The organism is Vibrio sp. S17_S38, assembly GCF_014694375.1.
GTDB lineage: Bacteria > Pseudomonadota > Gammaproteobacteria > Enterobacterales > Vibrionaceae > Vibrio.
Map to the genome: position 1 here is coordinate 220,202 of NZ_JAAUWW010000001.1, position 23,821 is coordinate 244,022.

At 39.0% G+C, this 23,821-nt stretch carries 20 protein-coding genes; 11 read left to right on the top strand and 9 right to left on the bottom strand.

The features are described 5' to 3' along the window. Window positions 1–303 precede the first annotated feature (303 nt). Window positions 304–1,593: a citrate synthase gene (locus HC725_RS00985; protein ID WP_190329890.1), complete on the top strand. Its 1,290-nt coding sequence runs from the start codon at window positions 304–306 to the stop codon at window positions 1,591–1,593. Window positions 1,594–1,701: 108 nt separating this feature from the next. Here HC725_RS00985 and HC725_RS00990 read toward each other — a convergent pair whose 3' ends face one another. Next, complete coding sequence (locus tag HC725_RS00990; RefSeq protein ID WP_190329891.1) at window positions 1,702–2,466, bottom strand: Nif3-like dinuclear metal center hexameric protein; 765 nt, start codon at window positions 2,464–2,466, stop codon at window positions 1,702–1,704. A gap of 114 nt (window positions 2,467–2,580) precedes the next feature. Between HC725_RS00990 and HC725_RS00995 the strand changes: the two genes are divergently transcribed. Continuing rightward, window positions 2,581–3,372, top strand: coding sequence for a DUF1853 family protein (locus tag HC725_RS00995; protein ID WP_190329892.1), 792 nt, complete (start codon window positions 2,581–2,583; stop codon window positions 3,370–3,372). Window positions 3,373–3,497: 125 nt separating this feature from the next. Here the strand turns inward: HC725_RS00995 and pgm are convergent, their stop codons facing one another. The 4 genes from pgm to HC725_RS01015 all read right to left on the bottom strand — a co-directional run bounded on the left by pgm (window position 3,498) and on the right by HC725_RS01015 (window position 7,522). Beyond that, a complete protein-coding gene (pgm, locus tag HC725_RS01000; protein WP_190329893.1) occupies window positions 3,498–5,141 on the bottom strand; it encodes a phosphoglucomutase (alpha-D-glucose-1,6-bisphosphate-dependent) in 1,644 nt (547 codons plus the stop codon). A gap of 100 nt (window positions 5,142–5,241) precedes the next feature. Beyond that, a complete protein-coding gene (gene seqA / locus HC725_RS01005) occupies window positions 5,242–5,775 on the bottom strand; it encodes a replication initiation negative regulator SeqA (protein WP_190329894.1) in 534 nt (177 codons plus the stop codon). Between the two features lie 176 nt (window positions 5,776–5,951). Beyond that, complete coding sequence (locus HC725_RS01010) at window positions 5,952–6,875, bottom strand: c-type cytochrome (protein WP_190329895.1); 924 nt, start codon at window positions 6,873–6,875, stop codon at window positions 5,952–5,954. Further along, window positions 6,872–7,522: a c-type cytochrome gene (locus tag HC725_RS01015; protein WP_190329896.1), complete on the bottom strand. Its 651-nt coding sequence runs from the start codon at window positions 7,520–7,522 to the stop codon at window positions 6,872–6,874. Before HC725_RS01015 ends, HC725_RS01010 begins: the two co-directional genes overlap by 4 nt. A gap of 269 nt (window positions 7,523–7,791) precedes the next feature. On the opposite strand from HC725_RS01015, the gene HC725_RS01020 reads away from it, so the two are divergent. The 4 genes from HC725_RS01020 (at window position 7,792) to fcrX (ending at window position 10,124) form a co-directional block, all read left to right on the top strand. Further along, entirely contained in the window at window positions 7,792–8,574 is a 783-nt protein-coding gene (locus HC725_RS01020) for an alpha/beta fold hydrolase (RefSeq protein WP_190329897.1), read from the top strand. Window positions 8,575–8,664: 90 nt separating this feature from the next. After that, window positions 8,665–8,886 carry a DUF2788 domain-containing protein gene (locus tag HC725_RS01025; protein ID WP_190329898.1) on the top strand — a complete coding sequence of 74 codons (222 nt, stop codon included), beginning with the start codon at window positions 8,665–8,667 and terminating at the stop codon, window positions 8,884–8,886. A gap of 73 nt (window positions 8,887–8,959) precedes the next feature. Next, window positions 8,960–9,487 carry a flavodoxin FldA gene (fldA, locus tag HC725_RS01030; RefSeq protein WP_190329899.1) on the top strand — a complete coding sequence of 176 codons (528 nt, stop codon included), beginning with the start codon at window positions 8,960–8,962 and terminating at the stop codon, window positions 9,485–9,487. A gap of 187 nt (window positions 9,488–9,674) precedes the next feature. After that, a complete protein-coding gene (gene fcrX / locus HC725_RS01035; RefSeq protein ID WP_190329900.1) occupies window positions 9,675–10,124 on the top strand; it encodes a ferric iron uptake transcriptional regulator FcrX in 450 nt (149 codons plus the stop codon). A 139-nt stretch (window positions 10,125–10,263) separates the two neighbouring features. Here fcrX and glnS read toward each other — a convergent pair whose 3' ends face one another. Beyond that, window positions 10,264–11,928: a glutamine--tRNA ligase gene (gene glnS, locus HC725_RS01040; RefSeq protein WP_190329901.1), complete on the bottom strand. Its 1,665-nt coding sequence runs from the start codon at window positions 11,926–11,928 to the stop codon at window positions 10,264–10,266. A 214-nt stretch (window positions 11,929–12,142) separates the two neighbouring features. Continuing rightward, window positions 12,143–13,702, bottom strand: a complete 1,560-nt coding sequence (gene nagE / locus HC725_RS01045; RefSeq protein ID WP_190329902.1) for an N-acetylglucosamine-specific PTS transporter subunit IIBC — start codon at window positions 13,700–13,702, stop codon at window positions 12,143–12,145. Between the two features lie 464 nt (window positions 13,703–14,166). Between nagE and nagA the strand changes: the two genes are divergently transcribed. From nagA to asnB, 4 genes are all read left to right on the top strand, one after another. Continuing rightward, window positions 14,167–15,303 (top strand): N-acetylglucosamine-6-phosphate deacetylase, encoded by a 1,137-nt coding sequence (gene nagA / locus HC725_RS01050; RefSeq protein WP_190329903.1) that lies wholly within the window; start codon window positions 14,167–14,169, stop codon window positions 15,301–15,303. Between the two features lies 1 nt (window position 15,304). Continuing rightward, window positions 15,305–16,522 (top strand): DNA-binding transcriptional regulator NagC, encoded by a 1,218-nt coding sequence (gene nagC / locus HC725_RS01055; RefSeq protein ID WP_190329904.1) that lies wholly within the window; start codon window positions 15,305–15,307, stop codon window positions 16,520–16,522. A gap of 116 nt (window positions 16,523–16,638) precedes the next feature. Next, window positions 16,639–18,267 (top strand): cation:proton antiporter family protein, encoded by a 1,629-nt coding sequence (locus tag HC725_RS01060; RefSeq protein WP_190329905.1) that lies wholly within the window; start codon window positions 16,639–16,641, stop codon window positions 18,265–18,267. 188 nt (window positions 18,268–18,455) lie between these two features. Next, the gene (gene asnB, locus HC725_RS01065; RefSeq protein WP_190329906.1) at window positions 18,456–20,120 is read left to right on the top strand and encodes an asparagine synthase B; all 1,665 of its coding nucleotides are present in this window, start codon (window positions 18,456–18,458) and stop codon (window positions 20,118–20,120) included. A 120-nt stretch (window positions 20,121–20,240) separates the two neighbouring features. Here the strand turns inward: asnB and rfaH are convergent, their stop codons facing one another. Beyond that, the gene (gene rfaH, locus HC725_RS01070) at window positions 20,241–20,741 is read right to left on the bottom strand and encodes a transcription/translation regulatory transformer protein RfaH (RefSeq protein ID WP_190329907.1); all 501 of its coding nucleotides are present in this window, start codon (window positions 20,739–20,741) and stop codon (window positions 20,241–20,243) included. A 410-nt stretch (window positions 20,742–21,151) separates the two neighbouring features. On the opposite strand from rfaH, the gene HC725_RS01075 reads away from it, so the two are divergent. Further along, a complete protein-coding gene (locus tag HC725_RS01075; protein ID WP_190329908.1) occupies window positions 21,152–22,651 on the top strand; it encodes a peptide MFS transporter in 1,500 nt (499 codons plus the stop codon). A 190-nt stretch (window positions 22,652–22,841) separates the two neighbouring features. On the opposite strand, the gene hemH is transcribed toward HC725_RS01075, so the two are convergent. Next, window positions 22,842–23,813: a ferrochelatase gene (gene hemH, locus HC725_RS01080; protein ID WP_190329909.1), complete on the bottom strand. Its 972-nt coding sequence runs from the start codon at window positions 23,811–23,813 to the stop codon at window positions 22,842–22,844. Window positions 23,814–23,821: the final 8 nt, after the last annotated feature.

A 23,821-nucleotide genomic window follows, 5' to 3' on the forward strand; every position in this document is an offset into this window, starting at 1 on the left:
ACTCCCAAAATATTTATGAAATCGTCGAAAACCACACTTTCAAACCACCAAGGAATCGAACCCAAACCCTTGATAACATAAGGTGTTAACTGAAATTTTCAGTTGTACTATACGACTGGCAACACATAATTTCAATTGATGTAACAAAATATGCTACATAGAACATATTTTTAACTTTTTCCATGTGAAAAATGAAAACTAACACACAAATTTGAGTAGAAAAATTGACTTTAAAGCCGAATCTAAGTACAAAAACCACACACAAATATCCTGGATGGATAATAATAAACAAAGGAGAATGTCATGGCGGATAAGAAAGCGACCCTTCATATCGAAGGTAAAGCACCTATTGAACTCCCAATTCTAACTGGAACAGAAGGTCCAGATGTTATTGATGTACGTAAACTAGGTGCCAGTGGGTATTTCACTTTTGACCCAGGTTTTCTTGCTACTGCGTCTTGTGAATCTCAAATCACTTATATTGATGGTGGTAAAGGGATTCTTCTGCATCGTGGATTTCCAATCGATCAGCTTGCCAACAATGCTGATTACTTAGAAGTCTGCTATATCTTACTTTACGGCGAAGCCCCAACTCGTGTTGAATATCAAAAATTCAAAAAAATAGTTTCTGATCACACAATGGTCCATGAGCAAATTGCGAGCTTCTTCCATGGTTTCCGTCGTGATGCACACCCTATGGCCGTTATGTGCGGTGTTGTGGGTGCTTTGGCGGCTTTCTACCACGACGCGCTCGATGTCAACAATGAGACTCATCGTGAAATCACGGCTTTCCGTCTACTCTCCAAAATGCCTACATTGGCATCCATGTGCTACAAGTACTCGATTGGTCAACCGTTCATCTATCCTCGTAACGATTTAGACTACGCAAGTAACTTCCTGCATATGATGTTTGCCAACCCGTGTGAAGAGTATGTGGTTAATCCTACTGTTGCACATGCTATGGATAAAATATTCACACTCCATGCTGATCATGAACAAAATGCCTCTACATCAACTGTTCGTTTAGCTGGCTCGTCAGGTGCTAACCCATTTGCTTGTATTGCTGCAGGTATTGCTTCACTTTGGGGGCCAGCACATGGCGGTGCTAACGAAGCATGTTTACGTATGCTTGAAGAGATTGGCAGTGTTGATAACATTGAAGAATATGTAGCTAGAGCAAAAGATAAAGATGATCCATTCCGCTTAATGGGCTTTGGACATCGTGTGTATAAAAACCACGATCCTCGAGCTACAGTTATGCGTGAAGCCTGTCATGATGTTCTGAAAGAACTTAACATCGAAGATCCTTTATTAGATGTTGCAATGGAACTTGAACGTATTGCACTTTCTGATGAGTACTTCATTGAGAAGAAATTGTATCCGAACGTTGATTTCTATTCAGGTATAATCCTAAAAGCAATTGGTATTCCTATTTCAATGTTTACCGTTATTTTTGCAATTTCTCGTACTATCGGCTGGATTGCTCACTGGAATGAAATGCACGATGATCCAACCAACCGTATTGGTCGTCCTCGTCAACTTTATACTGGTAAAGAGCAGCGTGAATTCCAACCAATTCATGAAAGAGAATAGTACTCGTTTCTAGTAAGGCATAAAAAAGCGAGTCACTCTAAAATAAAAGTGACTCGCTTTTCTTTTCTTTTCTTTTCTTTTCTTTTCTTTTCTTTTCTTGAGAAGATATTAAACCGGATTATCAATATCAATAAATTCAACATTAAAATCATTATGTTGTGATAACCACTCCCCTAATGCTTTAACCCCGTAACGCTCTGTTGCATGATGACCAGCTGCAAAATAGTGAATACCTAATTCTCGAGCTATATAAGTTGTTCTTTCTGAAATTTCACCTGAAATAAAAGCATCTAACCCATAATTTGCCGCCAGTTCTAAATAATCTTGGCCGCCTCCGGTACACCAACCAATTGTTTTTATTTTTTTATCTAATAGCGGTGGTTCTGGTGGAATATGCAAAGGCACACGATCCAAAACTGAAGTAATACGACTAACAAGTTCACTACCCATTAAAGCAGTCTCAAACTCCCCGTGCATAACAACTGATTGTGGCTGAGCCTCTAAGCCACCTAGCATTTTAATACCTAATAATGACGCTAATTGTGCGTTATTACCGAGTTTAGGATGAATATCGAGGGGCAAGTGATAAGCATATAAATTGATATCATTTTTGATCAAACTACGAATTCGGGATCCTTTCATACCTCGAAGAGCCTCAGATTCACCTTTCCAAAAATAACCATGATGAACAAGGATAGCATCTGCTTTTTTTGCAATAGCGACATCGATTAATGCTTGTGAGGCAGTAACACCAGTAATAATAACGGATACTTCTGGTTTACCTTCCACTTGTAATCCATTCGGACAATAGTCTTTTACCAGCTGCGGTGATAGAGTTTGATTTAAAAGTTGCTCTAGCTGTAAATTATTCATATGAGGTAGCCCTTTGTAATATGGTGATATCTTTTCAGGAAAATAGCACTTCGATTTATCACAACGAATAAATCAAAAGACTAAGAACCAAGCAAAGTAAGGATATACGTTACCATGCCAGAAATTAAGTACGAGATCAGCACTCAAGAGCAAGATAAACTTTTCAAACAAATTAGTAACTGGATTGCGCTTACTCCCCCACTAATCAAACCAGATGACTCACCTTTAGCCGAACTTCCTTTTATCAAGGCTCAAACCGCTATACCTCTTCCTTATTCTGGTAATTATCGGCTTGGTTTTTGGTATCAGCATTTATGCTTACAACACTTCCAAGCTCATCCTGACTACAACGTCATTGCAGATGAAATACAGCTTAATCACAACGGGCGTACCATAGGAGCTATTGATTTCATTATTGAACACCTTCCAACCAAAACAACTGAACATTGGGAGGTAGCAATCAAGTTTTACCTATTATTTGACGGATTATGGTATGGGCCAAATAGCCAAGATCGCTTAGATTTAAAACTCCAACATATGCTGACTCATCAACTTGCCATGTCACAGCATGAATGTTTTAAAAATCAATATCCCGAGCTTGATATCCTTAGCCAAAAGCTACTATTACAGGGCAGACTATACACCAACCCTTTCCAACAACAGGAGATTCCTACAAAAGTATTGACTCATAAAATTGATACTAGCCAAATTAACGGTTACTGGTGTTTCTATAGCGAACGGCACTTAATCAATGAGCCTCTGTATATTTTAAGAAAAGGACAGTGGTTAACAGGAAAAGATGAATCAAGCACAATACTGACCGAATCAAGTAAACAATTTGTACACTGCCAAGCAGAGTCTGGTCAGTTTTGGTTTCTACTCCCTGATACTTGGCCACATGGTTAAAATAAAAAAGCTCGATACTTAAGAATCAGTATCAAGCTTTATTTTTTACTTTCGGCTCTATGCTTTGACTTTGATTTTTCGGCTCTTGAGCTCAGTAGCCTCAACTTTCTATTGTATTTTCTCTGTTACAAGCCTGCATTTTTAAACACTTGATTAACGATTTCTTGCGCTTCTTGCTCTATCAACTTCAAATGTTCTTTGCCTTTAAAGCTTTCGCAATAGATCTTGTAAATATCTTCAGTACCCGACGGGCGAGCAGCAAACCAACCATTTTCAGTCGTTACTTTCAAGCCACCAATTGCGGCACCATTACCTTGAGCATGGGTTAAGCGGGCAGTAATCGTTTCCCCTGCTAACTCATTAGCACTGATCATCTCAGCTGACATGTTTTTGAGTACTTCTTTTTGCGCTACATTGGCGATAGCTTGAATACGGTTATATTCTGATGCGCCATGTTTAGCAGCCAATTGGTTATAATACTGTTGCGGATTCATTCCTGTAACTGCAGTGATCTCTGCGCCTAATAGGCATAAAATAATCCCATCCTTGTCCGTTGACCAAGGAGTGCCATCTTTACGTAAAAATGAGGCTCCAGCACTTTCTTCACCGCCAAAACCAAAGCGCCCTTCATATAAGCCATCAACAAACCATTTGAACCCAACTGGTACTTCGCATAGCTCGCGGCCTAAATCGGCTACCACACGATCAATAATCGCACTTGAAACTAAGGTCTTACCCACTTGAACATTTTCACTCCAACCTTCGCGGTGACGGAATAAATAATCAATACATACAGCTAAATAATGATTTGGATCCATTAACCCTTCTGGCGTCACAATACCATGACGATCATAATCCGGATCATTGGCAAAGGCTAAGTCATAATCATCTTTTAACGACAGTAAACTTGCCATTGCATATGGAGAGGAACAATCCATACGAATCACTCCGTCTCTATCCAGAGTCATGAACTGAAATGATGGATCAACGGTTTTATTAACGAGAGTCATATCAAGCTGATAAGTGTTGGCAATTCGACGCCAGTACTCAATCCCCGCACCACCTAATGGATCGATACCAATCTTCAAACCTGACTTTTTAATTACATCCATATCAACAACATTAATTAAATCATCGACATATGGTTGAACTAAGTCTTTTTCTTCTATGGTATGGGAGGCACTAGTGATTAAACTGATGCGCTTAACACCTTGTAATCCATTCGCAATATATTGATTGGCGTCATCTTCAATCCGTTGCGTTATCTCCCCTTCAGCAGGACCACCATGGCTTGGATTATATTTAATGCCACCATCTTGAGGTGGGTTATGAGATGGCGTAATGACAATCCCATCAGCTTTATCAATATGAACTAAGTTATGAGTCAAAATCGCATGTGAAATACCAGGAGTTGGCGTGAAGCCATTGTCTGTCTGAACTATAACTTGAACACCATTTGCAACCAATACTTCCAACACTGTACGACAAGCAGGTTCGGATAAAGCATGGGTATCCTTCCCTACAAATAGAGGCCCAGTTAATCCAGCACGATTGCGCTCGTCTACCACTGCTTGCGCAATAGCTAAAATATGGATTTGATTAAACGTCGATTTTGATGAGGAACCTCGATGACCCGATGTGCCAAATTGAACGCGATGAGTATCATTCCCCGCTTCAGGTTCAATCATATAATAATCACATACTAAGGCTGAAATATTAATCAAATCTTCAGGTAGTGCTTTGGTACCAGCTCGAGGATGAATAGCCATGGAAACAATCCTTTTAAAGTTTAAATCAAAAAACGAAAAAACCTCATAATACGTGTTACCAATATTATGAGGTTTTTATTAATTCTATACTCTCGTAAAGCTAGATGGCGTTACAAGTTTTTTCAATTACGTCAGCCTGGAAGCCCATTTGAGTCATAAGCTGTTGCACCATCTGCCTTTTACGGTTGGTGTTATTGTTGGTAATAACCCAAAATGGCGTATCAGGAATCGATCGCGGCTTAGTCGTTTTACCACTTGCTAATAAAGTTTGCTCATTATCAGCAAAGTAAACTCGCGTGCGTCCCTTAACCTTTGCTGCTTCAGAAAAACTTTCTTTTTCAATATGATAAAGAGAAGATAAAATCAACATAAAGCGATCAATCGCTTTGTCTTTATTTGCAAACTCATCTGAAATGAGTAATGAACGCATGGTTTTTACTTTATCGATAACTTCTACAGCAACAGATGCTTTCTTAGTTTCGTTACCCGCCATTTTTTTAGCAACAACGTTTTGCGATCCTTGCTGATCACCGATTAAAAGTCGACGTAAAATATCCGAGGCACTCTCACCAATATGTTGGGTTTGACTCGCGATATAACGATATAGCTCTTCATCTACTTCAATGGTTTTCATGTGCTTTTCACAATCTCAATCAATTAACTCTGACATGATTATACCCTTATCTAGCTCGATTCTCTACGCCAATTAAGAACAAGACATAAGAAAAAGGATCGATTGGATCACTGTGCATTAGAATTTAAGCTTTAGAGTCTGACATTATCAGACTCTTTATTACATAACCGATACATTCAATAAGCTTTAGTGCCTAATATATGTTTATCTAATGGTGAAGGAAGCCCATATTGCGAACCTTTACCATGAAATTTTTTCGCCGTTTCGGCTACTGATTTAGTCATCCTTGGATCTTGTGGACGCTCATGGCTATTAATAAACATGGAGACATCCCAAGCTTGCTGATCAGTCAAGGTATTAGCTTTACTTAAAGGCATATTAGCTTTGATAAAGCTCGCAGCAGTATCAATTTTATGCATGCCAGCTCCCCAGTTATAACTGTCTTTCCCCCATAATGGTGGGAATACATAACGATCGGCAACCTTACGTCCTTCTCCATTGTCACCATGGCACATCGCACAGTTTTCGGCATACACTTCTTTACCGCGGTCAAAATCTGCCGGTTTTTGCGCTGCAACTAAAGCAGGAAAACCTCTCCCTGGTAGTTTAGGGTTAACTTTTGCATCCGTGGCAAGCCAATAAGAATAAGCCGTAATATCTCGAATGGTTTGGCTTACAGCCTCTGGTGCTTGGCCATCCATTGAATACGCAAAGCAACCTTGCAAACGATCTTCGTAAGTATTTACTTTATTATTTTTACCACGATAAGCTGGATAAGAAACATAAGCGGCCCACATTGGAGAAGAGTTAGCAATTCGACCTCCCTCTAAATGACAGTTAGTACAATTTAGCCCATTACCCACAAACCCTTGTTTTTTTACTTGTTGGGTATTCATAAAAATCGAATATCCACGTTTAACCGCTTCACCAAAATGGGCTTCAGGCAAAGCATTCCAATCAGGGGCTTTATGATATTCTTCACCTTGAGATAAAGTATTTCCTGGTTCAACATTGGCGAGGTCTTTATTGCTAGCCGCCCATGCTGAACTACTTAATACCGCAGAACCCAGCATTGAGACAATCAGAATGATGTGTTTCATTTTTTCACCTCCGCAGTCTTATTAACAGGCGTGCCTTGATGAGAGAAATACTCTGCTACTGCATTAATTTCATCATCAGTTAATCCTTTTGCAATCGGTCCCATAATCGCCATTTCACCCGGAGGACGAGCATCTGTCTTCCACGATTTCATTTGATTCACTAGATAGGCAAAGTTTTGTCCGCCAATTCTAGGTAGAAAAGGTTTAACCCCAACACCATTTGGTCCATGACAACTTACACAGGCTGGAATATTTGCTTCCTCTTTTCCAATATAAGCAATTTTCTCACCTAACTTCATGTCTCCAGGCCACTTATCACCACGCCATTGCAATTTAAAGGTATCAGCAGCTGGCAATGAAGAATAATGCTTCGTCACCTGCTCAATTTGCTCATCAGATATTTGATATATAAAGGCATCCATGAAAGTAGTATGGCGTTTTTTATCCCGGAAATTTTCAATCTGTTCACGTAAATACTGCTGAGATTGCCCCCATAAATTAGGGATATGGTCGAGAGTTGATACGCCGGTGACGCCATGGCACGTCGAACAAAATACCACGACGCTCTCTTTTTCTTTCGGTAGCGTCGTGGCTAAAGTCGATAGAGGTAACAACAATGCTACCATTGCTAATAATTTCGTTCGCATATAACGTCCTATCAATTAAGAGTATTATTATTCGATTTGTTGGTATTCTTAACGCTTCAAGATTATCTATAAATCTTTTTATTCTAATTTCAGTCTAGCCTATTTATCTGAATATTAATTCTCAGTTATATTAAGGGCAAAATAACACTCACATTAATTAATATATTCAACTATTACCAATAAAAACAAAATATTATAGTGTATTAATCATGCGACCACTCGCGGCATCAGTGTCACTTTCATTCTTTTCATCTCAATAGGTAAAGCACATGTCTACGACTTCAGCACCTTTATTGCATTACACAGTAGAAGGTCAAGGCCCATGTATCCTCCTTATCCATGGTTTATTTGGTAGCGCTGATAACTTAGGTGTATTAGCAAGAGATCTACGTAGCGATCACACGGTAATAAATATTGATTTACGTAACCACGGTCGATCGTTTCATTCAGAAGTAATGAATTATGACGCCATGGCCTCTGACATAGTGCAATTACTGGATCAGCTCAATATAAGTTCAGTTTCAGTTGTTGGTCATTCGATGGGAGGGAAAGCAGCCATGAAACTCGCAGCTATAATTCCAAATAAAATTAATCATCTTGTTATTCTTGATATGGCTCCAGTCACCTACCACCAACGTAGGCACGATAACGTACTTGCTGGCCTACAAGCGGTTATCGTTAAGAAACCAATCAACCGTAGGGAAGCTCTCTCCATTATGGAAAACCATATAGAGATCGAAGGTGTCCGCCAATTTTTAGCTAAATCTCTCTATTCTGTAGATGACCACATGCAGTGGCGGTTTAATGTTCAAGCTTTAACCAATCAATATGACAATATTCAAAATTGGATTTCTATTAAACCTTTTGAGAAACCAACATTATTTTTAAAAGGAGCCGATTCGGATTATATTACAGCCGAATATCAAAACGAAATCCGAATTCAATTCCCTAACAGTAAAGCGCATATCATCGCCAACACTGGGCACTGGTTACACGCAGAAAAACCGGCTGAAGTTTTACGTTCGATACGTCGATTTTTACTAAATAAATGAGATTTAGACGCATTGACAATTAGGGTCGGCTTATCTTTTAATACTAATAATGATATAGTTCAACAATAAATAAGAACAGTGACGCTACCTATGCTTTATGATCATATAGATACCATCGAATCACTTGGATTAGACTTCTTTTTTGCTGCACTTTTTTTATTAATTGGGTTAGCTATTAAAGATGTTCTTAAACAAGGTAATGTCCCTGTTTTTGGGCGTCGAATTGTATGGTTAGTTCTCTTCTTAGGTTGTGCAGGCTTCATAGCAAAAGGCTTGATACAAATGAGCTGGGAAGGGACAAGTTTAGGCTAAATTACTTTCTCAATATTCATTTTAAATTTGATAGATACCGGCTTTTCCGGTCATGATAGATAGGTAATATTCTATGGCAAGTGTAGGACTCTTCTTTGGTAGTGATACTGGCAATACTGAAGCTGTTGCGAAAATGATCCAAAAAGAACTGGGTAAGCAACTGGTTCATGTTCAAGATATAGCTAAAAGTAGCAAAGAAGACATTGATAATTTCGATCTATTACTGCTCGGCATTCCAACTTGGTATTACGGTGAATCTCAATGTGATTGGGATGATTTTTTTCCAGAGCTAGAAGGCATTGATTTCTCGACTAAACTCGTTGCTATCTTTGGTTGTGGCGATCAAGAAGATTACGCTGAGTATTTCTGTGATGCTATGGGAACTGTCCGCGATATCGTAGAAGCTAAATCAGGCACTATCATTGGTTACTGGCCAACAGAAGGCTATGAATTTGAAGCATCTAAAGCTTTAGTTGATGATGACAATTTCATTGGTTTATGTATTGATGAAGATCGCCAACCTGAATTAACAGATTCCCGAGTAAAAGCTTGGTCAAAACAAATATATGACGAAATGTGCCTTGCAGAACTTGAAGGCTAACTCTCACTCACAATAAAAACTGCGCCTCCACGTGAGGTGCTTTTTTTAGTTTATCTGAGTCTATCTACATAATTACAACATAAAACTTAACTCTTTGTACTAGGTGGTTTATTGTTAATGTTGACTCGCGTATCATTAATATATTCATGTCTTCTGCATAACAAGCAGAATCACACAGGAAAGTAGAATGTCCGATAACAATCAAGCACTAAAAGAAGCCGGCCTTAAAGTCACTTTGCCTCGTTTAAAAATACTCGAGTTATTACAACAACCAGATTGCCAACATATTAGCGCTGAAGATTTGTACAAAAAGCTTATTGATCTTGGTGAAGAAATCGGCCTTGCTACTGTGTACCGTGTATTAAACCAATTTGACGATGCAGGTATTGTTACCCGTCACCATTTTGAAGGCGGTAAATCAGTTTTTGAACTATCAACGCAGCATCATCACGATCATCTCGTTTGTTTAGATTGCGGGGAAGTAATTGAATTCTCAGATGATATGATTGAAGAGCGTCAAAAAGAAATTGCCACTTTACATAATGTAAAACTAACAAACCACAGCTTATACCTTTATGGACGCAGTGAAAATGGTAGCTGTAAAGGCAATCCTGATGCGCATAAAGCACGCAAATAATAATCTTAGCGAGAAAAAGTCCAATACAAATAAAAACGCACCGAGTTAGGTGCGTTTTTTATTGATGCTCAATAATAAAGCCATTAGTTGTAATAAAAGCCCCTAAGAAGAGGCATAATATTAATTTAACTAATGTGTATTATTCATTGTCTATTTTTGCCCAAGTATCACGTAAACCAACCGTGCGGTTGAATACAAGTTGATCGTCAGTAGAATCTTTCGCATCTACACAAAAATAACCTGTACGTTCAAACTGAAAACCTTGGCCTTCATTAGCATCAACCAAACTTGGTTCAACAAATGCTTTCTTCACAATCAAAGAGTCTGCATTTATCGTTGAAGCAAAGTCATCTTCAGCAGCAGGGTTAGGCACCGTAAATAGACGGTCATATAAACGAACATCCGCAGCGATACCTTTGTTCGCAGATACCCAATGAATAACGCCCTTCACTTTACGACCATCCGCAGGGTTTTTACCTAATGTATCAGGGTCATAAGAACAAAAAATTGTCGTGATATTGCCTTCACTATCTTTTTCTATACGATTAGCTTGAATAACATAAGCACCACGTAGACGAACTTCTTTGCCTAATACTAAACGTTTGTACTTTTTATTGGCTTCTTCTCGAAAGTCATCCGCTTCAATCCAAATATCACGCGTAAACGGAACTGCACGAGTTCCCATTTCAGGTTTATTCGGATGATTTGAAACTGTTAATATTTCTTCATCTTCAAAGTTCTCAATCACAATTTTAACAGGATCAAGTACTGCCATTGCACGAGGTGCATTTTCATTTAAATCTTCGCGAATACAAGCTTCAAGAGAACCAAATTCGATCATATTGTCTTGTTTAGTCACACCAATACGTGAACAAAACTCACGAATAGAACCGGGAGTGAAACCACGACGACGTAAACCCGAAATAGTCGGCATACGTGGATCATCCCAGCCATTAACTAAATTTTCCGTTACTAATTGATTTAGCTTGCGCTTAGACATCACGGTATATTCAAGATTTAGACGGCTAAACTCATACTGATGCGGCTGGCATTCAATCGTAATATTATCCAGAACCCAATCGTATAATCGGCGATTATCTTGAAATTCAAGTGTGCATAAAGAATGTGTAATCCCTTCTAATGCATCCGATATACAGTGAGTAAAATCGTACATTGGATAAATACACCACTTATTTCCTGTTTGATGATGTTCAATAAAACGAACACGATAGATAACAGGATCTCGCATTACAATGAATGAAGACGACATATCGATCTTAGCACGCAGGCATGCTTTGCCTTCTTCAAAACCACCAGCACGCATTTTCTCGAAGAGGGCTAAATTATCTTCAACACTACGAGAACGATATGGGCTATTTTTTCCTGGTTGCTTTAAGCTGCCACGATATTCGCGAATTTCATCAGGAGAAAGCTCATCAACATAAGCTAACCCTTTTTCAATCAACTCTACTGCATAAGAATATAAAGCATCAAAATAATTAGAAGAATAACAAATATCCCCATCCCAATTAAAGCCCAGCCATTTAACATCAGCTTTAATAGACTCAACGTATTCAATATCTTCTTTTGCAGGGTTAGTATCATCAAAGCGAAGGTTACACTGCCCCTGATAATCCTGAGCCAAACCAAAGTTCAAGCAAATGGATTTCGCATGGCCAATATGCAAATAGCCATTTGGTTCAGGAGGGAAACGGGTATGGATCCCTGTGTGTTTTCCATCGGCTAAATCCTTATCAATAATTTGACGGATAAAATTAGATGGACGAGCCTCGACTTCACTCATCGACAGTACCTCAGTAAAAATAATAGAGTGTTTTAATAGAGGCTAATGATCCACAATTCTGAGCCTTTACACAACAACAACCGTCATTTTCTTTCTAATTCCAACCAATTTAATGGATATTATAAAGTTCTAGACAATTCAAAGCTCATCTCAAATTCAAAGCATAAAAAAAGCCCCGGAGTTCGGGGCTTAGTTTAATGTATTTTAAAACAGACTATGGAAGAACGACATCTGATAAGTCATCAGAGACTGGAACTTCTTTCATTTCACCAGCAACAATCTCAGCCAATGGCCCAAGAATAATTTGAAGGTTATTTTCGCCTAGTTTCACTACACCTTTCGCACCAAGTCTTTTCAGTACCGCTTCATCAACAATTGAGCGATCTTCTAAGGTTAGTCGTAGTCGAGTGATACAAGCATCAATCGTCGTTACGTTACTGTGTCCACCTAACGCTTTTAGGTATTGACGAGCAACGGCACCTTTAGCTTTATCTGCACTAGAGCTTACCGGTGCTTGCTCTTCATCTTCACGGCCTGGTGTTTTCATATTGAACGCACGAATTAAGAAGCTGAAAGTAAAGAAGTACAATGCACCAAAACATAAGCCAATAATAAGTAGCGTCACTGGTTTCGTTGCTAAGCCCCAGTTCAATACGAAGTCAATAAGACCTGCAGAGAAACCAAACCCATGCAATGTACCAAACATGTTAGCTACCACTAACGATAGACCTGTAAATACGGCGTGAACAGCATACAAACCAGGTGCCAAGAACATGAACATAAATTCTAGAGGTTCTGTAATACCAGTCAGGAATGAGCAAAAAGCTACGGAGAACAATGCACCAGCAACTTGATTACGACGATCAGCAGGAGCAGCTAAGTACATAGCCAATGCACCACCAGGAAGACCAAACATCATGATTGGGAAGAAACCATTCATGAAGACCCCAGCAGATTTATCACCACCGAAGTAACGGTTTAAATCACCCGTTTTAATCGTATCGGTAACACTGTTTACCACTGCTGTGATTTCAGGTGTTACTGCATTTGCAAAAGTAAATGTGTGTTCTTGACCAATTACAAGTGACTTAGCAACCGTAGGGTCTACACACAATTGGTGAATATTAGAGAATGCACCAACACCCGTTACCATAATTTCTTGGCATGAACCCATACCAAACCAGAAGTAAGAGTTAAGAACATGATGTAGCCCAACCGGAATCAACGCACGGTTCAATGTACCGTAGATAAACTGACCGATAGCACCTGATGTAGAGATTGCATGAGCAAGGACATCAAGGCCATGTTGGACTGCAGGCCAAACCACACCGAAAATAGCACCTGCTACTAAAGCAACAAGGCCTGCCATAATAGGAACTAAACGGCGGCCCGAGAAAAACGCAAGCCATTCAGGTAAACGGGTAGCATAAAAAGAGTTGTAGCAATGGCCTGCAATAATACCTGCAAAGATACCGCCGAAAAACGACATATCGATATCTGCATTAATGTTTTTTGCTGTTGCTGTAAGAACAAAATAAGCAACTGCGCCAGCAAGACCAGCAGCACCTGCTCCATCTTTAGAAAGGCCAATCGCTATACCTAAACCAAATAGCAAAGGTAATTGACTGAAAATCGCATTACCTGCCGAGGCCATAAATGCGATATCTAATAGATCGGGTTGACCTAAACGTAATAAAAGAGCTGCAACCGGTAAAGTTGCAATAGGTAGCATCAGTGCTTTACCTAGTCTTTGAGCGTATCCAAGTATATTCACAGTAATTCCCCCCTAAGGATTTGATATGAACTCTATAACTTATTTTTAATAAAAAATTTAGTACAACGACAGTCTATGTAATTAATTTTAGTCCGCAAATTAAAGCGGTCTTATTTGTGATCTCAATCAAGAGTTATTTACGCCACCAGCCTAAATTGCGACTAATTTAGCTTATTTTGACTAGATAGTTTCCAAAACTTATTTTATCATTCAAAATAATGAACAATTTTCATCATTTGACTATTACAAATACCAATTAATGCAGCTAGTAAAGTCTGCTTAATGTATAAGTTTATCTTATTATCTCAATGAGAATAACTTCACCCTAAGTGCAATTCGAAACGTTGATAATAGTGTAGAGAGCCAGTTTTAATTCTCCGACGAATCTGTAATGACCGACCTCATTGCACATAAGAATAAACTGACAATAAAAAGATTTTAAATAAATTAAAGGGGTATTTCCCATGTACGCTCTGCTGAATGCAACAATTTATACAGGTCATGACATGCTTACTCAGCATGCAGTATTGATCGCAGCAGGAAAGATTCATTCTGTAGTAAAAATAGATGAACTTCCTAAAGACATCAAAACCATTGACTTAAATGGTGACATTTTAAGCCCAGGATTTATCGACTTACAACTAAACGGTTGTGGTGGAGTCATGTTTAATGACAAAATCACCGCTGACACCATGCAGATTATGCACCTCGCCAATTTAAAATCAGGCTGCACTAGTTTCTTACCAACCTTGATCACATCTTCCGACGAAGATATGAAACAAGCCATTCAAGCTGAGCGTGACTATCAACAACAATTCCAAAATCAATCATTAGGATTACACCTAGAAGGGCCTTATCTTAATGTATTAAAGAAAGGCATTCATCGCCCTGATTTCATTAGACAATCAGACAGTAATATGATTGACATAATCTGCGATAATAGTGATGTAATCGCTAAAGTAACATTAGCGCCTGAGCAGAATTCACCAGAACATATTAGACGTCTACGTGATGCAAATATTGTTGTGTCTATTGGTCATACTAATGCAACTTATGCCGAAGCTCGTCAAGGTTTTGCGAATGGGATCAGTTTCGCCACCCACCTATTTAACGCGATGACACCAATGGTGGGACGTGAACCTGGTGTTGTCGGTGCCATATACGATACACCCGAAGTTTATGCTGGTATCATTGCCGACGGCTTCCATGTCGACTATGCAAATATAAGAATTGCCCATAAAGTAAAAGGTGAAAAGTTAGTATTAGTGACGGATGCCACAGCTCCAGCAGGTGCCGAAATGGATTACTTTATTTTTGTTGGTAAGAAAGTGTACTATCGGGATGGTAAGTGTGTTGATGAAAACGGTACACTTGGCGGCTCAGCTTTAACCATGATCGAAGCTGTACAAAATACAGTTGAACATGTAGGGATCGCTTTAGACGAAGCACTACGAATGGCCACACTATATCCTGCGCGCGCAATCGGCGTGGATAATAAACTAGGCCAAATCAAACCTGAGATGGTGGCAAACCTAACGGTGTTTGATCGTAACTTCAAAGTCAAAGCGACAATAGTGAACGGACAATACGAGCAGACATGACATGAATGGCGGACAAATTGGCAACGTAGACTTAGTAAAACAACTCAATAGCGCAGCTGTTTATCGCTTAATTGACCAACAAGGTCCAATTTCGAGGATACAAGTTGCAGATGTTAGCCAACTTGCACCCGCCAGCGTCACTAAAATCACTCGCCAATTGATTGAGCAAGGGTTAATTAAAGAAGTTGCACAACAAGCTTCCACTGGTGGTCGACGTGCAATCTCTTTAACGACAGAAACCAGTCCTTTTCACTCTGTCGCGATTCGCTTAGGCCGTGATTACATTCAATTTAGCTTATATGATTTAAGTGGGCATGAATTAGCCCAGCAACATTCTCTTTTCAAATATGATAACCAACAGGACCTACTGAATGGTATCGTTCTATACACTCAAAACTTCATTGACCAAAATCGCCATACCATCGAACAATTCATCGCCATTGGCTTGATTCTCCCGGGGTTAGTTAATCCTGAAACTGGCGTTGTCGAATACATGCCCAATACGGATATCGATAACTTATCTCTCGGGAATCTACTCAGCGAAACTTTTGGTGTAAAAGCATTTGTCGGTAATGACATTCGAGGGTTAGCCTTAGCTGAACATTATTTTGGTGCCAGCAAGGATTGCCTAGATTCAATTTTAGTCAGTGTTTATCGTGGTACTGGCGCAGGTATTATCGTCAATGGCCAAGTATTTCTAGGAACAAATCGCAATGTAGGTGAAATTGGACATATACAAATTGAACCTTTGGGCGAGCAATGCCAATGTGGCAATTTTGGCTGTTTAGAAACCGTAGCTGCTAACCCAGCAATTATCTCACATATTCAATCGCGATTAGACCAAGGCTACCCATCTTCATTAACGAATACAAAGCCACTGGATATGACTGCTATTTGTGAGCATGCAAACCGAGGTGATGAATTAGCCACGCAAGCTCTAACCCGAGTGGGTAACCATCTAGGTAAAGCTATTGCGATGACTGTTAATTTATTTAATCCACAAAAAATCATTATTGCAGGTGAGATTGTAAAATCTAAAGAAATCATATTCCACGCAATTCAACGTAATATTGAAAACCATTCTTTAAAAACATTTCATAAAAATCTGCCGATTGTAGAATCAAAATTGTATACCCAACCAACCATGGGTGCTTTTGCTATGATAAAAAGAGCAATGTTAAATGGCGTATTATTACAAAAACTACTAGAAAATAATTAACAACAGCATAATGCATCTAAACATGTTATTTTTGCATAACATGTTTAGATGTCATCACTTCCAATACAAACTCGAACCTAACTAAGCTCATCAGTAATACCAATCTACGGTCATATATGAATATTATTTTAATCATCACTGCATTTGTGTCTGGTTTTATGGCCTTGCGGCTCAATCTTCCTCCTCTTGTTGGCTTTTTAATTGCAGGCTTTGTTCTGCAACATTACGGAATAGAAACAACGTCTGCACTCGAGACCTTATCTAACTTAGGTGTCACGTTATTACTATTTACCATTGGCCTAAAATTAGACATAAAAGTACTTCTCAACAAAGAGATTTGGGCAAGTTCAACTTTACATAACATTGCTTCAACTCTGTTTTTTACTGTCATTTTAATGGGCTTAAAAGTTATCGGCGTTAACCTACTCCATAGCATTCAAATGCCACAATTATTATTACTCGCGTTTGCTTTATCCTTTTCCAGTACAGTATTTGCAATTAAAACGTTAGAAGAAAAAGGTTCAATGAATTCAACATATGCCATGATTTCTATTGGTATATTAGTCATGCAAGATATCTTTGCCGTACTTTTCTTGACCATATCAACAGGTAAAATTCCAGAATGGTATGCCATTGGTCTATTCGCCCTTCCTTTCCTTCGTCCAATGTTTTACAAGCTACTAGACAAGTGTGGGCATGGTGAAATGCTTGTCTTATTTGGATTTTTCATGGCTCTAGTCATGGGGGCGGGTCTGTTTACCTTAGTTGGCATGAAAGCAGATCTAGGGGCCTTAATTCTGGGTATGTTACTTGCTGGACATAGTAAAGCTTCAGAGTTATCTAAATCTTTATTTAACATTAAAGAAGTATTCTTAGTTTGCTTCTTCTTAAATATCGGCTTATCAGGTGCTCCAACTTTAGATGCGGCGATCTTGGCACTCATATTTCTTCTGCTACTCCCAATCAAAGGCATCTTTTATTTCTTAATCATAAATTTATTCAAATTTCGTGTCCGAACCTCATTATTAACGACATTAACTCTTTTCAACTTTAGCGAATTTGCTCTAATTGTTTCCGCCCTTGCTTATAAACTCGGATGGTTACCCTCCGAAATGATGGCTGCCTTGGCCATTGCTGTATCACTCTCCTTTATCATTTCAGCGCCAATTAATAATATGGGGCATAAGATTTACCGTCATTGCTCTAGTTGGTTAAAAGAACAAACAGATGAAAAATTGAACTTACGAGATAAACGAATCAACCCAGGAAATGCTCAAGTCCTAATTCTAGGTATGGGTCGAATTGGGACCGGTGCTTATGATGAAATTCGTACCCGCTACGGTAAGATTTGTTTAGGTATAGAAACTCGCCAAGATATCGCACAAACCCACCGCAGCAGTGGACGTAATGTTATACAAGGTGACGCCACTGATTCTGACTTTTGGGAGCGCATTTTAGATATTGCTAACGTGCAACTCGTATTATTAGCCATGCCCCACCACCAAGCGAACCAGTTTGCATTAGAGCAACTCAAAGCTCGGAATTACCAAGGGCAAATCGCAGCCATTGCTGAATACTCAGATCAAGTAACCGAACTCTGTGAGAATGGTGTTGATGCTGCGTTTAATATTTATAACGAGGCAGGTGCTGGTTTTGCTCGTCACGTTTGCGAAAAGCTCAACCCACAATTTAAAGAGATGAATGTTGGTAACTGGGATAAAAGTGTAGACCTGCAAGAGCATTAAGTTGACGGCTCATATAACAGAAACCAAAACATAGATATAATTCACCAAAATGCACAATTTAAAAGATAAAAAATAAAGCCTCACATGTTTTATGATTTTTTTATTAACATTATATTGCTTTTTTTATTGATACTGGCAAATTGGAAACAACGAGAAAATATTATTTCAAATAGATTTAAGGATAAATTATGTGTTCAATTTTTGGCATCTTAGACATCAAATCAGATCCAACAGTGCTGCGCTCTACTGCGTTGGAAATGTCGAAAAAACTTCGCCACCGTGGACCTGATTGGTCTGGTATTTATGCCAATGACAATGCGATTTTAGCTCACGAACGTCTTTCTATTGTTGGTTTGAACAGTGGCGCTCAACCACTCTACAGCGACGATAAAAAACACATCCTTGCCGTCAATGGTGAAATTTATAACCATAAAGAAATCCGTGCTAAATACGCAGACAAATTTAACTTCCAAACAGATTCTGATTGCGAAGTTATCTTAGCTTTATACCAAGAATTAGGTGAAGAATTACTTGAAGAACTCAATGGTATTTTTGCTTTTGTTCTTTACGACGAAGAAAAAAACAAATACTTAATTGGCCGTGACCACATTGGTATCATCCCTCTTTACCAAGGTTATGACGAACATGGTAACTACTATGTAGCATCCGAAATGAAAGCTTTGGTGCCCGTTTGTAAAACGATCAGTGAATTCCCTCCTGGTAGTTACTATAGCTCAGATGATGCTGAACCTGTTCGTTACTATCAACGTGATTGGATGGAATATGCTGCAGTTCAAGGCAACTTAACGAGTAAAGAAGATCTAACGAAAGCTTTAGAAGATGCAGTTAAGCGTCAGTTAATGACTGATGTACCGTATGGTGTACTACTTTCAGGAGGCCTTGACTCTTCAATTACTTCAGCGGTAGCAAAACGTTTTGCGGCAATGCGTATTGAAGATGATGAGCAATCTCAAGCATGGTGGCCACAACTACACTCATTTGCGATTGGACTTGAAGGTGCACCGGATCTTATTGCTGCACGCTCTGTTGCCGATAAGCTGGGTACTGTTCACCATGAAATGACTTATACCGTTCAAGAAGGGTTAGATGCAATTCGTGATGTTATCTATCACATTGAAACCTATGATGTCACCACGATCAGAGCTTCAACCCCAATGTTCCTTTTAGCGCGTAAAATCAAAGCGATGGGAATTAAAATGGTGCTGTCTGGCGAAGGCGCAGATGAAATCTTTGGGGGTTACTTATACTTCCACAAAGCACCCAATGCGAAAGAATTTCATGAAGAGACCGTGCGTAAATTATTAGCACTTAATATGTTTGACTGTGCACGTGCTAACAAATCACTAGCGGCTTGGGGCGTTGAAGGAAGAGTACCTTTCCTTGATAAAGAGTTTATCGATGTGGCAATGCGCTTAAACCCAGCAGACAAAATGTGCGGTAATGGAAAGATGGAAAAACACGTACTACGTGAATGCTTTGAACATTACTTACCAGAATCTATTGCATGGCGTCAAAAAGAACAATTCTCTGATGGTGTAGGCTACAACTGGATTGATTCACTAAAAGAGCAAGCCGAACAAAAAGTAACTGCTCAACAGCTAGAAAACGCTGCATTTAAATTCCCATACAACACACCGACAACAAAAGAAGGTTTTGTGTATCGTGAAATTTTTGCTGAATTATTCCCATTAGAATCGGCAGCTCAATGTGTTCCTGGCGGACCATCTGTTGCTTGTTCATCTGCAACTGCGATTGAGTGGGACGAGTCATTTAAAAATAACGCAGATCCATCAGGTCGAGCAATTAAAGCGGTCCATAATAACGCTTATTAATCATAGCTAAACTGACGCTATAAAATTAAATGACCACGACAATTAAATAATTGTCGTGGTCATTTTTATTTCAACTAAAAATTCAGTGAAAAATCATATCCCCCATGAATATGTAACTTATTATTGGTTTCTGTCCCAAGTAATATCGCTGTTACTTATTTGGACTTTTACTTGTTGGTTTATCAAGGTAACAAGTAGAATTGAACGCTTTTCACCATCTGATTCTTTGTAAATCGCGTCAAAGCCAGAAAATTGTCCGCCACTAACCTGAACCACGTCCCCAGCTTTAGGTAAAGTGGAGACCACGTCATTATGATTTTCAATTTTTTTCAATTCAATAATTAGCGTATCTGGCACTTTTGTTGGCAGTCCTCCAAAACGAACAAAATCAACGACACCACGAGTTGAGCGAATGGTCGTAAAGCTTGGACCCACTTCTTCATCAAACTGGATAAAAACATAAGATGGAAACAAAGGTTCATTCAAAGTTTTACGTGAACCTCTCACAACTTTTTCAATTTCAACTTCAGGGTAATAGCAATTCAGACTCTGATTCTCTAAATGCAGTTTCGCTCTTTGTTGCTCACCTCGTTTACAATACAGCAAATACCAAGACTTCATGTTCTTCCCTTTTCAAATTTCTCCACATTCTACCAGTTGTTAGTTAGAAACCCACCTAGAACCATGAGTATTCTTAATCCCAACAAAATATAGAAATATTAACTTACCATTTACATATAACCGTAACAAATAACAGATAGATGTCTTTTTGTTCAGTTAACAGTCAGTTATTAAGTCTGATGATCGAAATCATTGTAGTTTTTTATTTGGGGGGGTATATATAACGCTTACATTAGATTCTGCAATCGTCTAGATTAGCAAAACTAATGTGAAAATATCGGATATATGTTCTCAAATGGATTTGGGCAGAATAATTATAGCTTTTAGAAAAAAGCATAAACACAACAAAATTTATGACTCATTGTACATAATGGAGTACGGGTCAATTATTTTAAATTTGGACATATCACATGACAACACAGCAAGTAAATGTGAGTAAAACCAAGTCATTTATGACTGTTTCACTTATCGAGCTCTGGGAACGTTTCGGCTATTACGGCATGCAAGCGTTAATTGTATATTTCATGATCCAGAGACTTGGTTTTGAAGATAGCCGCGCCAACCTAGTTTGGGGCGCTTGTGCTGCACTTATCTATGTATCACCGGCCATTGGTGGTTGGATTGGGGATAAAGTTTTAGGTACAAAACGTACCATGCTAATTGGTTCGGCCATTCTAGCCCTTGGCTATGCTTTAATGACCATCCCTTCTGATAATACTTGGGTCTTATTTTTTGCTTTAGGTGTTATCGTTGTAGGTAACGGTATGTTTAAGCCTAATGCGGGGAATTTAGTTCGTAAAATTTATGAAGGTGATGATTCAAAAATTGACAGTGCTTTCACTATTTACTACATGGCAGTAAATGTTGGTTCGACCTTTTCAATGCTATTAACACCATGGATCAAAGATTACGTAAACCAACACTATGGTAATCAATTTGGTTGGCATGCCGCCTTTGCGGTTTGTTGTGTGGGGTTATTAGTCGGAATGGCAAACTACTTCTTAATGCGCAATGCTTTAGCACAATACGGTTCTGAACCAGACACCAAACCTGTAAATAAAGGGAAACTTGCGTTAGTTTTAATGGGTTCAGTCGTTGCTGTTGGCCTTTCAGCATTAATTCTGGAATATCAAGATCTGGCTCGTCTATTCGTTTATATCGCGGGTATCGTAGTTCTAGCTATTTTTACTCACCTTATCCGTAATAGTGAAAAACATGAGCGTGCGGGGCTTATTGCTGCCCTAGTTTTGATTATACAAACCGTATTTTTCTTTATTTTCTACCAACAAATGTCAACTTCATTGGCTCTGTTTGCGTTGCGTAATGTTGATTTGAACTTCACAGTATTTGGAACCCATTTATTAACTTGGTCTCCTGCTCAGTTCCAAGCTTTAAACCCAATATTTATCATGATTTTAAGTCCTATTCTTGCTCTTATCTATACAAAAGCAGGTAAAAACAATAAAGACTTATCGATTGCAGGTAAATTTGCTTTAGGTTTTGCAGTAGTAGCTCTTGGTTTCTTCATTTATAGCTTCGCTGGTAATTTTGCCATCAATGGTAAAACTAGCTCTTGGGTGATGATTGCCGGTTATAGCGCCTACTCGCTAGGTGAGTTACTAGTAAGTGGTCTTGGGTTAGCCATGATTGCTCGCTATGTTCCTGAGCGTATGGGTGGCTTTATGATGGGGGCTTACTTTGTTGCTTCTGGTATTTCACAATACCTAGGTGGTGTCGTGGCAAACTTTGCCAGTATTCCACGCGATATGACCGATCCACTGCAAACGCTTGATATTTATACTAGCTTATTTAATAAGCTAGGAATGGCGGCCGTAGTGTGTACGCTTATTGCACTTGCTGTATTACCTTTAATGCGTAAATTAGATAAACAGCATCAAGGTATTCATTAAGCTTGAACTCTTTACTTTAAACTTAATACTTTAAGCTTGAGAACAAATTAAAACCGTAGATTGAATCGTCAATCTACGGTTTTAATTCTTAATACGGATATATATACCCAAAGTAATTGAGGTTAGTGGACGTAGCCGACTATTGTTGTAAAGAACACAACTTCAGCTTCAAGCAAGATGAGTATAAAGCTCATGAAGACATAATCAAAGATGCCATCATCTCAATATGCTCGGATGAGTCATTTAAACATTCAATATAACGGTATTCTTTACCACCCGCCTGCTGATAAATATCACGACATTCAATTGCAATCTCTTCTAGTGTTTCAATACAGTCAACAGAAAATGCTGGCGATATAATATCTAATTGCTTGATTTCCTTAGTTGCCAAGCTTCTTAAGGTTTTATCCGTATAGGGTTGTAGCCACGCTTCTCGCCCAAAACGAGATTGATAGCTCATCCCCATTTCTTGCTCGGTTAACCCCAACTCTTCTCGTAATAATGCCGTTGTTTGTTCGCAGTGTTGCGGATATATATCTCCGCCATCAGCAAGTCGTTGGGGGATACCATGATAAGAACAAAGCAGATAGTCACCCTGCCCGTGTTGTTGCCAGTAATTACGAACCTTTTGTGCTAACGCTTTAATATACAAAGGATGATCATGATAATCACGAATAAAACGATAGGCTGGGATCACCGACATCGTTTTGAAAGCTCGAATTAAAGCATCAGAGGCTGCCGCTGTCGTCGTTCCAGAGTATTGAGGATACAAGGGTAGGAGGATTATCTCCTCACATCCTTGTTGCATCAACGCATCCACACCACTTTGCAGGCTTGGATTACCATATGTCATTCCAAGTTCCACAGGCATATCTAATCTAGCTTTTAAAGCTTGAGCTTGGCGCTTAGAGTAAACCAATAAAGGTGAACCTTCTTCCATCCATACTTGCTGGTAGACCTTAGCAACCTTGGGAGCTCGAATCGGTAAAATGACACCATTAAGTAATGGATACCAGATTAAGCGAGTCATATTCACCACACGCTTATCACTTAAAAACTCTTTAAGAAAACGTTTAATTGCGACGGGAGTCGCCTCATCTGCAGTTCCTAAATTAACCAGTAAAACACCCTTTTGCTTATGTTGTATTTGGCTATTTTCCATAGTTAACA